Origin of the sequence: Neobacillus sp. 19 (assembly GCF_049463095.1) — a bacterium.
In the GTDB taxonomy this organism is placed as follows: domain Bacteria; phylum Bacillota; class Bacilli; order Bacillales; family Cytobacillaceae; genus Neobacillus.
In genome coordinates, this window is record NZ_JBMPZU010000100.1 from 1 (window position 1) to 12228 (window position 12228).

Annotated in this window: 23 protein-coding genes and 1 pseudogene; all 24 read left to right on the forward strand. The window is 41.1% G+C overall.

The genetic code is table 11. The features are described from left to right. Nucleotides 1-134: 134 nt before the first annotated feature. A pseudogene (locus ACO1D1_RS27225) lies at nucleotides 135-587 on the forward strand (EF-Tu/IF-2/RF-3 family GTPase); the annotation flags it as partial. 442 nt (nucleotides 588-1029) lie between these two features. Beyond that, entirely contained in the window at nucleotides 1030-1338 is a 309-nt protein-coding gene (gene rpsJ, locus ACO1D1_RS27230) for a 30S ribosomal protein S10 (RefSeq protein ID WP_007085291.1), read from the forward strand. A 39-nt stretch (nucleotides 1339-1377) separates the two neighbouring features. Then, the gene (rplC, locus tag ACO1D1_RS27235) at nucleotides 1378-2004 is read left to right on the forward strand and encodes a 50S ribosomal protein L3 (RefSeq protein WP_149868108.1); all 627 of its coding nucleotides are present in this window, start codon (nucleotides 1378-1380) and stop codon (nucleotides 2002-2004) included. A gap of 29 nt (nucleotides 2005-2033) precedes the next feature. After that, nucleotides 2034-2657, forward strand: coding sequence for a 50S ribosomal protein L4 (gene rplD, locus ACO1D1_RS27240; protein WP_149868109.1), 624 nt, complete (start codon nucleotides 2034-2036; stop codon nucleotides 2655-2657). After that, a complete protein-coding gene (rplW, locus tag ACO1D1_RS27245) occupies nucleotides 2657-2941 on the forward strand; it encodes a 50S ribosomal protein L23 (protein ID WP_040203238.1) in 285 nt (94 codons plus the stop codon). The genes rplD and rplW overlap by 1 nt, the downstream gene beginning before the upstream one ends. A 29-nt stretch (nucleotides 2942-2970) precedes the next feature. Beyond that, entirely contained in the window at nucleotides 2971-3801 is an 831-nt protein-coding gene (rplB, locus tag ACO1D1_RS27250; protein ID WP_149868110.1) for a 50S ribosomal protein L2, read from the forward strand. A 60-nt stretch (nucleotides 3802-3861) separates the two neighbouring features. Beyond that, nucleotides 3862-4140, forward strand: coding sequence for a 30S ribosomal protein S19 (gene rpsS, locus ACO1D1_RS27255; RefSeq protein ID WP_040203241.1), 279 nt, complete (start codon nucleotides 3862-3864; stop codon nucleotides 4138-4140). A 17-nt stretch (nucleotides 4141-4157) separates the two neighbouring features. Then, nucleotides 4158-4499, forward strand: a complete 342-nt coding sequence (gene rplV, locus ACO1D1_RS27260) for a 50S ribosomal protein L22 (RefSeq protein WP_042453964.1) — start codon at nucleotides 4158-4160, stop codon at nucleotides 4497-4499. Between the two features lie 3 nt (nucleotides 4500-4502). Next, nucleotides 4503-5159 (forward strand): 30S ribosomal protein S3, encoded by a 657-nt coding sequence (rpsC, locus tag ACO1D1_RS27265; RefSeq protein ID WP_149868111.1) that lies wholly within the window; start codon nucleotides 4503-4505, stop codon nucleotides 5157-5159. Nucleotides 5160-5161: 2 nt separating this feature from the next. Then, on the forward strand, nucleotides 5162-5596 hold the full coding sequence (gene rplP, locus ACO1D1_RS27270; RefSeq protein WP_007085283.1) for a 50S ribosomal protein L16: 435 nt from the start codon (nucleotides 5162-5164) through the stop codon (nucleotides 5594-5596). After that, nucleotides 5586-5786: a 50S ribosomal protein L29 gene (rpmC, locus tag ACO1D1_RS27275; RefSeq protein WP_040203247.1), complete on the forward strand. Its 201-nt coding sequence runs from the start codon at nucleotides 5586-5588 to the stop codon at nucleotides 5784-5786. The genes rplP and rpmC overlap by 11 nt, the downstream gene beginning before the upstream one ends. A gap of 23 nt (nucleotides 5787-5809) precedes the next feature. Then, entirely contained in the window at nucleotides 5810-6073 is a 264-nt protein-coding gene (rpsQ, locus tag ACO1D1_RS27280; RefSeq protein ID WP_007085281.1) for a 30S ribosomal protein S17, read from the forward strand. A 39-nt stretch (nucleotides 6074-6112) separates the two neighbouring features. Next, nucleotides 6113-6481 (forward strand): 50S ribosomal protein L14, encoded by a 369-nt coding sequence (gene rplN / locus ACO1D1_RS27285; RefSeq protein WP_149868112.1) that lies wholly within the window; start codon nucleotides 6113-6115, stop codon nucleotides 6479-6481. Between the two features lie 36 nt (nucleotides 6482-6517). Further along, complete coding sequence (gene rplX, locus ACO1D1_RS27290) at nucleotides 6518-6826, forward strand: 50S ribosomal protein L24 (RefSeq protein WP_149868113.1); 309 nt, start codon at nucleotides 6518-6520, stop codon at nucleotides 6824-6826. A gap of 28 nt (nucleotides 6827-6854) precedes the next feature. Beyond that, nucleotides 6855-7394 carry a 50S ribosomal protein L5 gene (gene rplE / locus ACO1D1_RS27295; protein WP_149868114.1) on the forward strand — a complete coding sequence of 180 codons (540 nt, stop codon included), beginning with the start codon at nucleotides 6855-6857 and terminating at the stop codon, nucleotides 7392-7394. Between the two features lie 24 nt (nucleotides 7395-7418). Continuing rightward, nucleotides 7419-7604: a 30S ribosomal protein S14 gene (gene rpsN, locus ACO1D1_RS27300; protein ID WP_007085277.1), complete on the forward strand. Its 186-nt coding sequence runs from the start codon at nucleotides 7419-7421 to the stop codon at nucleotides 7602-7604. A 29-nt stretch (nucleotides 7605-7633) separates the two neighbouring features. Further along, entirely contained in the window at nucleotides 7634-8032 is a 399-nt protein-coding gene (gene rpsH / locus ACO1D1_RS27305; protein WP_149868115.1) for a 30S ribosomal protein S8, read from the forward strand. 31 nt (nucleotides 8033-8063) lie between these two features. Then, nucleotides 8064-8600, forward strand: a complete 537-nt coding sequence (gene rplF / locus ACO1D1_RS27310; protein ID WP_149868116.1) for a 50S ribosomal protein L6 — start codon at nucleotides 8064-8066, stop codon at nucleotides 8598-8600. A gap of 32 nt (nucleotides 8601-8632) precedes the next feature. Next, nucleotides 8633-8995: a 50S ribosomal protein L18 gene (rplR, locus tag ACO1D1_RS27315; RefSeq protein WP_149868117.1), complete on the forward strand. Its 363-nt coding sequence runs from the start codon at nucleotides 8633-8635 to the stop codon at nucleotides 8993-8995. A gap of 24 nt (nucleotides 8996-9019) precedes the next feature. Beyond that, on the forward strand, nucleotides 9020-9520 hold the full coding sequence (gene rpsE, locus ACO1D1_RS27320; RefSeq protein ID WP_149868118.1) for a 30S ribosomal protein S5: 501 nt from the start codon (nucleotides 9020-9022) through the stop codon (nucleotides 9518-9520). Nucleotides 9521-9533: 13 nt separating this feature from the next. Beyond that, nucleotides 9534-9713: a 50S ribosomal protein L30 gene (rpmD, locus tag ACO1D1_RS27325; RefSeq protein ID WP_098533198.1), complete on the forward strand. Its 180-nt coding sequence runs from the start codon at nucleotides 9534-9536 to the stop codon at nucleotides 9711-9713. 32 nt (nucleotides 9714-9745) lie between these two features. Next, nucleotides 9746-10186: a 50S ribosomal protein L15 gene (rplO, locus tag ACO1D1_RS27330; protein ID WP_149868119.1), complete on the forward strand. Its 441-nt coding sequence runs from the start codon at nucleotides 9746-9748 to the stop codon at nucleotides 10184-10186. Continuing rightward, the gene (secY, locus tag ACO1D1_RS27335; protein WP_149868120.1) at nucleotides 10186-11481 is read left to right on the forward strand and encodes a preprotein translocase subunit SecY; all 1296 of its coding nucleotides are present in this window, start codon (nucleotides 10186-10188) and stop codon (nucleotides 11479-11481) included. The genes rplO and secY overlap by 1 nt, the downstream gene beginning before the upstream one ends. A 61-nt stretch (nucleotides 11482-11542) precedes the next feature. Then, nucleotides 11543-12193, forward strand: a complete 651-nt coding sequence (locus tag ACO1D1_RS27340) for an adenylate kinase (protein WP_149868121.1) — start codon at nucleotides 11543-11545, stop codon at nucleotides 12191-12193. The last annotated feature ends 35 nt before the right edge of the window (nucleotides 12194-12228 follow it).

The window sequence follows — 12228 nt, forward strand, 5'->3', positions numbered from 1 at the left end:
TTTTTTTTTTGCATACACTTTTAAAGTTCGGTTTTGCAGCCGCCGATGTGGCACCCCAGAACCCAACAACCTAGATAGGCGTTTTCGCGTTTATACAGTGAAACGCTACTCGCGTTTTTCGTGCGCCGCTTCACGTTGGTTTCACTGAAGAGCCAAAATCTACAACTGTAACAGGTGTAGAAATGTTCCGTAAACTTCTTGACTTTGCTGAAGCAGGTGACAACATTGGTGCCCTTCTTCGTGGTGTAGCTCGTGAAGAAATCGAGCGTGGACAAGTTTTGGCTAAGCCAAAATCAATCACTCCACACACAAAGTTCAAAGCACAAGTTTACGTTTTATCTAAAGAAGAAGGTGGACGTCATACTCCATTCTTCACAAACTACCGTCCACAATTCTATTTCCGTACTTCTGACATCACTGGTATTTGTAACTTACCAGAAGGTACAGAAATGGTTATGCCTGGTGACCACATCGAAATGTCTGTTGAGCTAATTGCTCCAGTTGCGATCGAAGAAGGAACTAAGTTCTCTATTCGTGAAGGCGGACGTACAGTAGGTTCAGGTTCAATCACAACAATCGTTGAGTAATTAGAAAAGCGGAAGCGCACGTTTAGCCACTTGTCGCTGTGCGCTGGAGCTAGATAATTCTCAAATTATAACGAAGCAGGTGGGTGACGATCCACCTGCTTTTTTTTGTCTAAAATCGTGTTTCTTCTATTATATAAGTGATGTTTTAATTTTCTTTCAATGAACGATAAATTTAGGATATTACTGGAGATTAAAATAAGGTATTGAAATCGAATATTTGAGCCGCTATAATTAAAAAAGTGTTCAGCACAATATGCATAAAAATATTCGTGATAAATGTTGCGTTTGCTTTATGTTTTATGTATAATAGACAATGTTGGTCTTTGACTGCGATGATGTGAAAGGTTGCTGACACACCCGGCCGCTTTGCCATGGCGAGTGTGTGGGAAATTTTCACTGAGAATGTCTATTTCGAAAATAGGCGAATAAAGGAGGGAAAATAATGGCAAAACAAAAAATTCGTATCCGTTTAAAAGCATATGATCACAGAATCCTTGATCAATCTGCAGAGAAAATCGTAGAAACAGCAAAGCGTTCTGGTGCGGCAGTTTCCGGTCCGATCCCGCTTCCAACTGAAAAATCTGTTTACACAATTCTTCGTGCGGTTCATAAGTACAAAGATTCTCGTGAGCAATTTGAAATGCGGACACATAAGCGTCTAATCGACATCGTTAACCCAACTCCACAAACAGTTGATGCGTTAATGCGTTTAGATTTACCATCTGGTGTAGATATCGAAATTAAACTTTAATCAAAATAAACAAACAAAATCACAGGAGGTGTGACTTAAATGACCAAAGGAATCTTAGGAAGAAAGATTGGTATGACTCAAGTATTTGCTGAAAATGGCATCTTAATCCCTGTAACAGTAGTTGAAGCAGCTCCAAACGTTGTTCTTCAAAAGAAATCAGTTGATAGTGACGGATATGTTGCCGTTCAAGTTGGTTTTGAAGACAAACGTGAAAAGTTGTCAAACAAACCTGAAAAGGGTCACGTTGCGAAAGCAAACACTGCTCCTAAGCGCTTCGTTCGCGAATTCCGCGGAGATGACTTAGCTGCACTTGAAGTTGGTCAAGAAGTCAAAGTTGATATTTTCGCTGCAGGCGATATCGTAGATGTAACAGGAATCTCAAAGGGTAAAGGTTTCCAAGGTGTTATCAAACGCCACGGACAATCTCGCGGCCCAATGGCTCACGGTTCACGTTATCATCGTCGCCCTGGTTCAATGGGACCTGTTGCTCCAAACCGTGTTTTCAAAGGTAAATTATTACCAGGACGTATGGGCGGAGAGCAAATAACAGTTCAAAACCTTGAAATCGTTAAGGTTGACACAGAGCGCAACTTACTTTTAATCAAAGGTAACGTTCCAGGACCTAAAAAAGCATTACTAAAAATCAAAGGTGCGGTTAAAGCATAATCACTTTGTAAGAAAGGAGGAACAAAGGAATGCCTAAAGTAGCATTATTAAACCAAAACGGTTCACAAGTTGGTGACATCGAACTTAATGAAACAGTTTTTGGTATTGAGCCTAATGAGCACGTATTATTCGAAGCGATTATTATGCAAAGAGCTTCTCTACGTCAAGGTACTCATAAAACAAAAATTCGTTCTGAAGTACGCGGCGGTGGTCGTAAACCATGGCGTCAAAAAGGAACTGGCCGTGCACGTCAAGGGTCAATTCGTTCTCCACAATGGCGCGGAGGTGGTACAGTATTCGGACCTACACCACGCAGCTACAGCTATAAATTACCGAAAAAAGTCCGTCGCTTAGCGATTAAATCTGCACTTTCATCTAAAGTGTTAGAAGAGAATATTTTGGTACTTGAAAGCTTAAGCTTTGAAGCTCCAAAAACAAAAGAATTCAAATCAGTATTGGGTGGTCTTTCTGTTGAGAAAAAGGCGCTAATCGTTACTGCTGACCTTGATGAAAACGTAGCATTATCTGCTCGTAATATTCCTGGTGTAACAGTTGTAACAGCTGATGGAATCAACGTATTAGACGTTGTCAATCATGATAAATTAATCATGACTAAAGCAGCGGTTGAAAAAGTAGAGGAGGTGCTTGCATAATGGATGCACGCGATATCATTAAGCGCCCCGTTATCACTGAACGTTCTACTGACCTAATGGCTGAAAAGAAATATACGTTCGAAGTGGATGTTAGAGCTAATAAAACTCAAGTCAAAGATGCTGTAAAAGAAATCTTCGGCGTTGAAGTTGAAAAAGTGAACATCATGAACTATAAAGGTAAATTCAAGCGTATGGGTAAATTCGGTGGATATACGAACAAACGCCGTAAAGCAATTGTAAAATTAACTGCTGACAGCAAAGAAATCGAATTCTTTGAAGCATAAGAACCTATCAAGAAGAGGAGGGAAATAAAATGGCGATTAAGAAGTATAAACCTACCTCGAACGGTCGACGTGGAATGACAGTTTTAAGTTTCGAAGAAATTACAACTAGCACTCCAGAAAAATCTCTATTAGCTCCAGTTAATAGAAAAGGCGGCCGTAACAATCAAGGTAAGATTACAGTTCGTCATCAAGGTGGCGGCCATAAGCGTCAATATCGTTTAATCGACTTTAAACGTAACAAAGATGGCATTCCAGGACGCGTTGCCACTATCGAGTACGATCCAAATCGTTCTGCAAATATTGCATTAATCAATTATGTTGATGGAGAAAAGCGTTATATCCTAGCTCCAAAAAACCTACAAGTAGGTATGGAAGTAATGTCAGGTCCAGAAGCTGATATTAAAGTGGGTAACGCACTTCCACTAGCAAACATCCCAGTTGGTACTGTGGTACACAACATCGAGTTAAAACCAGGAAAAGGCGGCCAGTTAGTTCGTTCTGCTGGAACAAGCGCACAAGTCCTTGGTAAAGAAGGAAAATACGTATTAGTACGTTTAACTTCAGGTGAAGTTCGTATGATTCTTGCTGAGTGCCGTGCGTCAGTCGGTCAAGTAGGTAACGAACAACACGAACTTGTTAACATTGGTAAAGCAGGTCGCTCTCGCTGGTTAGGCAAACGCCCAACTGTCCGCGGATCTGTTATGAACCCTAACGATCACCCACACGGTGGTGGTGAAGGACGTTCACCAATCGGACGTAAATCACCAATGTCTCCATGGGGCAAACCGACTCTTGGATTCAAAACACGTAAGAAGAAAAACAAATCAGATAAATTTATTGTACGTCGACGTAAAAAATAACGGGGCTTACCTACGGTTCAAAGAAAGAACCGTAGCACAGTCACGAAGGGAGGTTCCTTCATGGGTCGCAGCTTAAAAAAAGGACCATTTGTTGATGATCATTTAATGGTTAAGGTCGAAAAGTTAAATGAAACTGAAAGTAAACAAGTTGTTAAAACTTGGTCTCGCCGTTCTACGATCTTCCCACAATTTATCGGCCACACAATCGCTGTTTATGATGGTCGCAAACATGTGCCTGTATATGTTACTGAAGACATGGTAGGACACAAGCTTGGAGAATTTGCTCCAACTCGTGCTTACAAAGGGCATGGCAATGATGACAAGAAAACAAGACGTTAAGAGAGGAGGGCATCCATATGCAAGCTAAAGCTGTTGCAAGAACAGTTCGTATTGCTCCTCGTAAAGCACGTTTAGTCGTTGATTTAATCCGAGGAAAGCAAGTTGGTGAAGCGGTGGCGATTTTAAATCTCACTCCTAAGGCTGCTTCTCCAATCGTAGAAAAAGTATTAAAATCGGCTATGGCAAACGCTGAGCACAACTATGAAATGGACGTTAACAATCTAGTTGTAGCACAAGCATTCGTTGATGAAGGACCAACTTTAAAACGTTTCCGTCCTCGCGCAATGGGCCGTGCAAGCCAAATTAACAAACGCACAAGCCACATCACAATCGTTTTATCAGAAAAGAAGGAGGGATAAGCTGTGGGTCAAAAAGTAAATCCAGTCGGTTTGCGTATCGGAATCATCCGTGATTGGGAATCTAAGTGGTACGCAGGCAAAGACTTTGCTGATCTTTTACACGAAGACCTTAAAATTCGTGAGTATATCACGAAACGTCTAAAAGATGCTTCTGTTTCTAAAGTAGAAATCGAACGTGCTGCTAACCGAGTGAACGTAACAGTTCATACAGCTAAGCCTGGTATGGTTATCGGTAAAGGCGGTACGGAAGTTGAAGCTCTTCGTAAAGCACTAAATCAACTTACTGGCAAGCGAGTACACATCAACATCCTTGAAATCAAGAGAGCTGACGTTGATGCGAAACTAGTTGCTGAAAATATTGCTCGTCAATTAGAAAACCGTGTATCATTCCGTCGTGCACAAAAGCAAGCGATCCAACGTGCTATGCGTGCTGGTGCGAAAGGTATTAAAACACAAGTATCAGGCCGTCTTGGCGGTGCAGATATCGCTCGTGCAGAACACTATAGCGAAGGAACAGTTCCACTTCATACTCTTCGCGCTGATATCGACTATGCTACAGCTGAAGCTGATACAACGTATGGTAAGCTTGGCGTAAAAGTATGGATCTATAAGGGAGAAGTCCTTCCTACTAAGAAGAAAAATGCGGAAGGAGGCAAATAATCATGTTATTGCCAAAACGCGTAAAATATCGCCGTCAACACCGTGGTAAAATGCGTGGTAACGCAAAAGGCGGCACTGAAGTAACTTTCGGTGAATACGGCTTACAAGCAACGGAAGCTTCTTGGATTACAAACCGTCAAATTGAAGCAGCCCGTATTGCGATGACACGTTACATGAAACGTGGCGGTAAAGTATGGATTAAAATCTTCCCACATAAGCCTTACACAGCAAAACCGTTAGAAGTACGGATGGGTTCCGGTAAAGGGGCACCAGAAGGCTGGGTAGCTGTTGTTAAGCCAGGAAAAATCATGTTCGAAATTGCTGGCGTTTCTGAAGAAATCGCACGTGAAGCACTTCGACTAGCTATGCACAAACTTCCTGTTAAATGTAAGTTTGTAAAACGAGAAGAAATTGGTGGTGAATCAAGTGAAAGCTAATGAACTGCGTGACCTTACCACTGCTGAAATTGAACAAAAAGTAAAATCTTTAAAAGAAGAACTTTTCAACCTTCGCTTTCAATTGGCGACAGGACAACTTGAAAACACAGCTCGTATTCGTGAAGTACGTAAATCGATTGCTCGCATGAAAACAGTTGTTCGTGAAAGAGAAATCAGCGTTAACAAGTAATCATTGAGAGGAGGTTCACGAATATGAGTGAACGTAACCAGCGCAAAGTTTACACTGGACGCGTTGTTTCTGACAAAATGGATAAAACCGTTACTGTTCTAGTAGAAACACATAAAAAGCATCCTTTATACGGTAAACGCGTGAAATACTCTAAAAAGTTTAAGGCTCATGATGAGCAAAACGAAGCAAAAATCGGCGATGTAGTACGCATCATGGAAACTCGCCCACTTTCAGCTACTAAACGCTTCCGTTTAGTCGAAGTAGTAGAAAAAGCAGTTATTATTTAATTGTTCGGATAAGCTTCATTCCGAAGGGAGGTTACACACATGATTCAACAAGAATCACGTTTAAAAGTTGCTGACAACTCTGGTGCTCGTGAAGTACTTACGATTAAAGTCCTTGGTGGTTCTGGTCGCAAAACTGCTAATATTGGTGATGTGATCGTTTGTACCGTAAAACAAGCAACACCTGGTGGCGTTGTTAAAAAAGGTGACGTTGTTAAGGCTGTTATTGTTCGTACAAAGAGCGGTGCCCGTCGTCCTGATGGTTCTTACATTCGTTTTGATGAAAACGCATGTGTTATCATCAAAGATGATAAGAGCCCACGTGGAACTCGTATCTTCGGACCAGTTGCCCGCGAACTTCGCGACAACAACTTTATGAAAATCGTATCTTTAGCTCCAGAAGTATTATAATTTCAAAATCAATTGCCTTTAAGGAGGTGCGACAAGATGCATGTAAAAAAAGGTGATAAAGTCAGAGTTATGTCTGGCAAGGATAAAGGCAAAACAGGTGTGATCCTAGCAGCTTATCCTAAAGATAGCCGTGTACTAGTAGAAGGTGTAAACATCGTCAAAAAACACGCAAAACCTTCTCAAGTGAATCCACAAGGCGGAATTATCAGCTTTGAGGCTCCAATTCATGTATCAAACGTTATGCCTATCGATCCTAAATCAGGTAACCCAACTCGTGTAGGTTACAAAATGGTTGATGGGAAGAAAGTACGCGTAGCAAAATCCGGTGAAGTTTTAGATAAATAGTTTAAATTTTAGAAGGGAGGTACAATAAGTGAACCGCCTAAAAGAAAAATTTGTTAAAGAAGTGACACCTGCTCTAATGAGCAAGTTCAACTATAAATCAGTTATGCAAGTTCCAAAACTTGATAAAATCGTTATAAATATGGGTGTTGGTGACGCAGTTGCCAATGCAAAAGCACTTGACAATGCGGTTGAAGAGCTTGCAACGATTACAGGTCAAAAGCCAATCGTAACTCGTGCGAAAAAGTCTATCGCTGGCTTCCGTCTTCGTGAAGGTATGCCAATCGGTGCAAAGGTTACACTTCGCGGTGAGCGCATGTACGAATTCTTGGATAAATTAGTTTCCGTTTCTTTACCTCGTGTACGTGACTTCCGTGGTGTTTCTAAAAAAGCGTTCGATGGTCGCGGTAACTATACATTGGGTATTAAAGAACAACTAATCTTCCCTGAAATTGATTACGATAAAGTAAGCAAAGTTCGTGGTATGGATATCGTTATCGTAACGACTGCAAACACTGATGAAGAATCTCGTGAACTTTTAACTCAATTTGGAATGCCATTCCAAAAGTAATCGTTAAATAAGGGAGGCGAAAACGTGGCTAAAAAGTCAATGATTGCGAAACAACAGCGCACGCCTAAATTCAAAGTACAAGAGTATACACGCTGCGAACGTTGCGGACGTCCACACTCTGTATACCGTAAATTTAAGCTTTGCCGTATTTGTTTCCGTGAATTAGCATACAAAGGACAAATTCCTGGTGTAAAGAAAGCTAGCTGGTAAAACTAGAAGTTGGGAAGGAGGTAAAAATAATGGTCATGACAGATCCAATTGCTGATATGCTTACTCGCATTCGTAATGCGAACATGGTGCGTCACGAAAAGTTAGAAGTGCCTGCTTCTAATTTGAAAAAAGAAATTGCTGAAATCCTAAAGCGCGAAGGTTTCGTACGTGACGTCGAATTTATCGAAGACAACAAACAAGGGATCATCCGTATCTTCTTAAAGTACGGGGCAAATAACGAACGTGTTATTACTGGTCTTAAGCGCATAAGCAAGCCCGGACTTCGAGTTTACGCTAAATCAAATGAGGTACCACGCGTTCTTAACGGTCTTGGTATCGCGTTAGTATCAACATCAAATGGTGTTATTACAGATAAAGAAGCTCGTGCAAAACAAGTTGGCGGAGAAGTATTAGCTTACGTTTGGTAATCGAGTTTCTGAATGAATGGAGGTGCACTAAATGTCTCGCATAGGGAAAAAACCAATTGAAATTCCAGCAGGAGTTACAGTTACGTTAAATAACAATACTGCTACAGTTAAAGGACCTAAAGGCGAACTTACTCGTTCTTTTAGTCCTGATATCGCTATTAACGTTGAAGAGAACGTTATTACAATCACTCGTCCATCTGACGTGAAAGAACACCGCGCATTGCATGGCACAACTCGTGCGGTACTTGCAAACATGGTTGAAGGTGTTTCTAATGGCTTCACAAAGGGCTTAGAACTAATCGGGGTTGGTTACCGTGTGCAAAAACAAGGAAATAAACTTGTTTTAAACGTTGGTTACTCACATCCAGTTGAAATTGAACCTGAGGCTGGCCTTGAAGTAGAAGTACCAAGCAATACAAAAATTATTGTTAAAGGTACTGACAAAGAACGTGTTGGTGCATTAGCAGCCAATATTCGTCAAGTACGTCCACCAGAGCCTTACAAAGGTAAAGGTATTCGTTACGAAGGTGAATTCGTTCGTCGTAAAGAAGGTAAAACTGGTAAGTAATGCCGCATAGGTAAACGAAAGGAGTGACGTAAATGATTACGAAGCTTGATAAAAACGCTACTCGCCGGAAAAGACATGCCCGTGTTCGTGCGAAACTTAGCGGTACTTCAGCTCGTCCTCGCTTAAATGTGTTTCGTTCAAACCAACACATTTATGCGCAGGTAATCGATGACATGAATGGAGTAACTTTAGCAAGTGCTTCTACAATAGAAAAAGATTTTGGTCTTGAATCTACTAACAACGTTGAAGCTGCACAAAAGGTCGGAGAATTAGTCGCTAAACGTGCGGTAGAAAAAGGTATCTCTTCTGTTGTCTTTGATCGTGGAGGATACCTATACCACGGACGTGTGCAAGCATTAGCTGATGCTGCCCGCGAAAACGGCTTACAATTTTAATAGACAAAGGAGGGACACAAAAAGATGCGTCGTATTGATCCAAACAAACTTGAACTTGAAGAACGCGTAGTTACGGTTAACCGTGTTGCGAAAGTTGTTAAAGGTGGACGTCGTTTCCGTTTCACTGCTCTTGTAGTAGTTGGGGACAGAAATGGTCATGTAGGTTTCGGCACTGGTAAAGCACAAGAAGTACCAGATGCTATCCGCAAAGCCATCGAAGATGCAAAGAAAAACTTAGTCGAAGTACCAATGGTTGGAACAACAATTCCTCACCAAGTAATTGGACGCTTTGGTGCTGGTGAAATCCTTCTAAAACCTGCTTCTGAAGGTACAGGAGTTATCGCCGGCGGTCCAGTACGTGCGGTTCTTGAATTAGGCGGGGTACAAGATATCCTTTCTAAATCTCTTGGAACGAATACTCCAATTAACATGGTACGTGCTACAGTTGAAGGTTTAAAACAATTAAAACGTGCTGAAGACGTAGCAAAATTACGTGGTAAATCAGTAGAAGAACTGTTAGGATAAGGGGGGAAATCAAATGGCGAAACTTTTAATTACCCTCAACCGCAGCGTAATTGGTCGCCCTGAGGACCAACGTGAAACAGTTAAAGCGCTTGGATTACGTAAATTAAATCAAACAGTTGAGCATCAAGATAACGCTGCGATTCGCGGTATGATTAACAAAGTTGCTCACCTTGTAACAGTTAAAGAACAATAATTGATTCTTGTCTTTAATAAGGAGGTGCCAATATGAAACTTCATGAATTACAACCTGCCGAAGGTTCTCGCCAAGAACGTAAACGTTTAGGCCGTGGAATCGGATCTGGTCAAGGGAAAACAGCAGGTAAAGGTCATAAAGGTCAAAAAGCTCGTTCTGGCGGCGGTGTACGCGTTGGTTTTGAGGGTGGTCAAACACCTTTATATCGTCGTTTACCAAAACGTGGTTTTACCAACATCAGCCGTAAAGAATATGCTGTTGTCAATCTTGATGTATTAAATCGCTTCGAAGAAGGTACAGAAGTTACTCCAGAACTTCTTATCGAAACAGGTGTAGTTAGTAACGAGAAAGCAGGAATTAAGATTCTTGCTAAAGGGAACGTTGAGAAAAAGTTGACTGTAAAAGCTCATAAATTCTCCTCTGCTGCTAAGGAAGCGATCGAAGCTGCTGGTGGAACTACTGAGGTGATCTAATGTTCCAGACAATCTCCAATTTTATGCGCGTGGGTGATATAAGACGTAAGATCATATTCACCCTTTTGATGTTAGTCGTTTTCCGACTTGGTACATTTATTCCCGTACCAAACGTAAATGCTGAAGTACTTGCTAATCAGGATAAGCTAAGTGTTTTCGGTATTTTAAATACCTTTGGCGGTGGAGCATTAAAACAATTCTCCATCTTTGCAATGGGTATTATGCCGTATATCACTGCTTCGATTATCATTCAGCTTTTACAAATGGATGTTGTTCCGAAATTTACGGAATGGTCCAAACAAGGGGAGTCGGGTCGTCGTAAGATTGCTCAATTCACCAGATATTTCACTATCGTACTTGGATTTATCCAAGCGTTAGGGATGTCATATGGCTTTAATAACTTAGCCAGCGGACAATTGATTGAAAACCCTGGTATTGGTACGTATCTCTTAATTGCAGTTACATTAACTGCTGGAACAGCCTTTTTGATGTGGCTAGGCGAACAGATTACTGAAAAAGGTGTAGGTAATGGAATTTCCATTATCATCTTTGCCGGTATCGTTGCTGGTATGCCATCTGTCATCAATCAAATTTATGTTCAGCAATTTGAAAACGCAGGAGATGCTTTATTCTTACGTATTGTAACTGTTGTCTTAATCATTCTTGCGGTAATCGCAATTGTGGTTGGTGTTATTTTCATCCAACAAGCCAATCGTAAAATACCAATTCAATATGCAAAGCGTGTTGTGGCTGGACGTAATCCTGTAGGTGGTCAATCCACACACATGCCGTTGAAAGTAAATGCGGCAGGGGTTATTCCTGTTATCTTTGCCGTTTCATTCATTGTAACACCAAGGACGATTGCGTCATTTTTCCCAACAAATGATGTTACACTTTGGATCAATAAAAATTTAGATTATTCCGCGCCAATCGGAATGACTTTATATGCAATCTTAATTATCGCGTTCACTTATTTCTATGCTTTTATCCAAGTTAACCCTGAACAAGCAGCGGAAAACTTACAGAAGCAAAGCGGCTATATCCCTGGCATTCGTCCAGGAAAGAGCACGCAGGAATACTTAACCCGCGTTTTATATCGTTTAACCTTTGTTGGTGCGATTTTCCTAACGGTGATTGCTGTTCTTCCTATGTTATTTATAAAAATAGCGAATTTACCGCAATCAGCGCAAATTGGGGGAACAAGCTTGCTAATTGTGGTCGGTGTTGCACTTGATACGTATAAACAGCTTGAAGCACAATTGGTTAAACGTCACTATAAAGGATTTATTAAGTAGCTCAAGGTTTTTGGGGCCCCATGGACCCCAAAACCTAAATTAAGCACGAGGGGGAACACGTGTGAATTTAGTATTAATGGGGCTTCCAGGTGCTGGTAAAGGTACTCAGGCTGAAAGAATCGTCGAACAATACGGCATCCCTCATATCTCTACTGGAGATATGTTCCGTGCAGCGATGAAAGAAGGAACGGAACTAGGAATCCAAGCGAAATCATTCATGGATAAAGGCGAACTTGTTCCAGATGAGGTAACGATCGGCATTGTTCGTGAAAGATTAAGCAAAGAAGATTGCCAAAAAGGCTTTTTGTTGGATGGCTTTCCTAGAACGGTGCCTCAAGCAGAAGCATTAGAAAATTTACTTGTTGATCTAAATAAAAAGATTAACTATGTAATTAATATTAACGTTGATAAGAGTATTTTAATGGAGCGTTTGACAGGAAGACGGATTTGTAAGGAATGCGGCTCAACCTATCATTTAGTCTTTAATCCTCCTGCAAAAGAGGGAGTATGCGATCGCTGCGGCGGTGAGCTGTACCAACGGGCAGATGATAACGCTGAAACGGTTCAAAATCGTTTAGACGTCAATATCAAACAACAAGAGCCATTACTTACTTTTTATGAAACAAAAGGCTATCTTCGCACGATTGATGGTCAGCAGGATATTAGTAAAGTATTTGCTGATATCGAACAGTTGCTTGGGAGCCTAGTTTAATGGTGTTTTGCTTGCGTTCGAACAATCTGCCATTC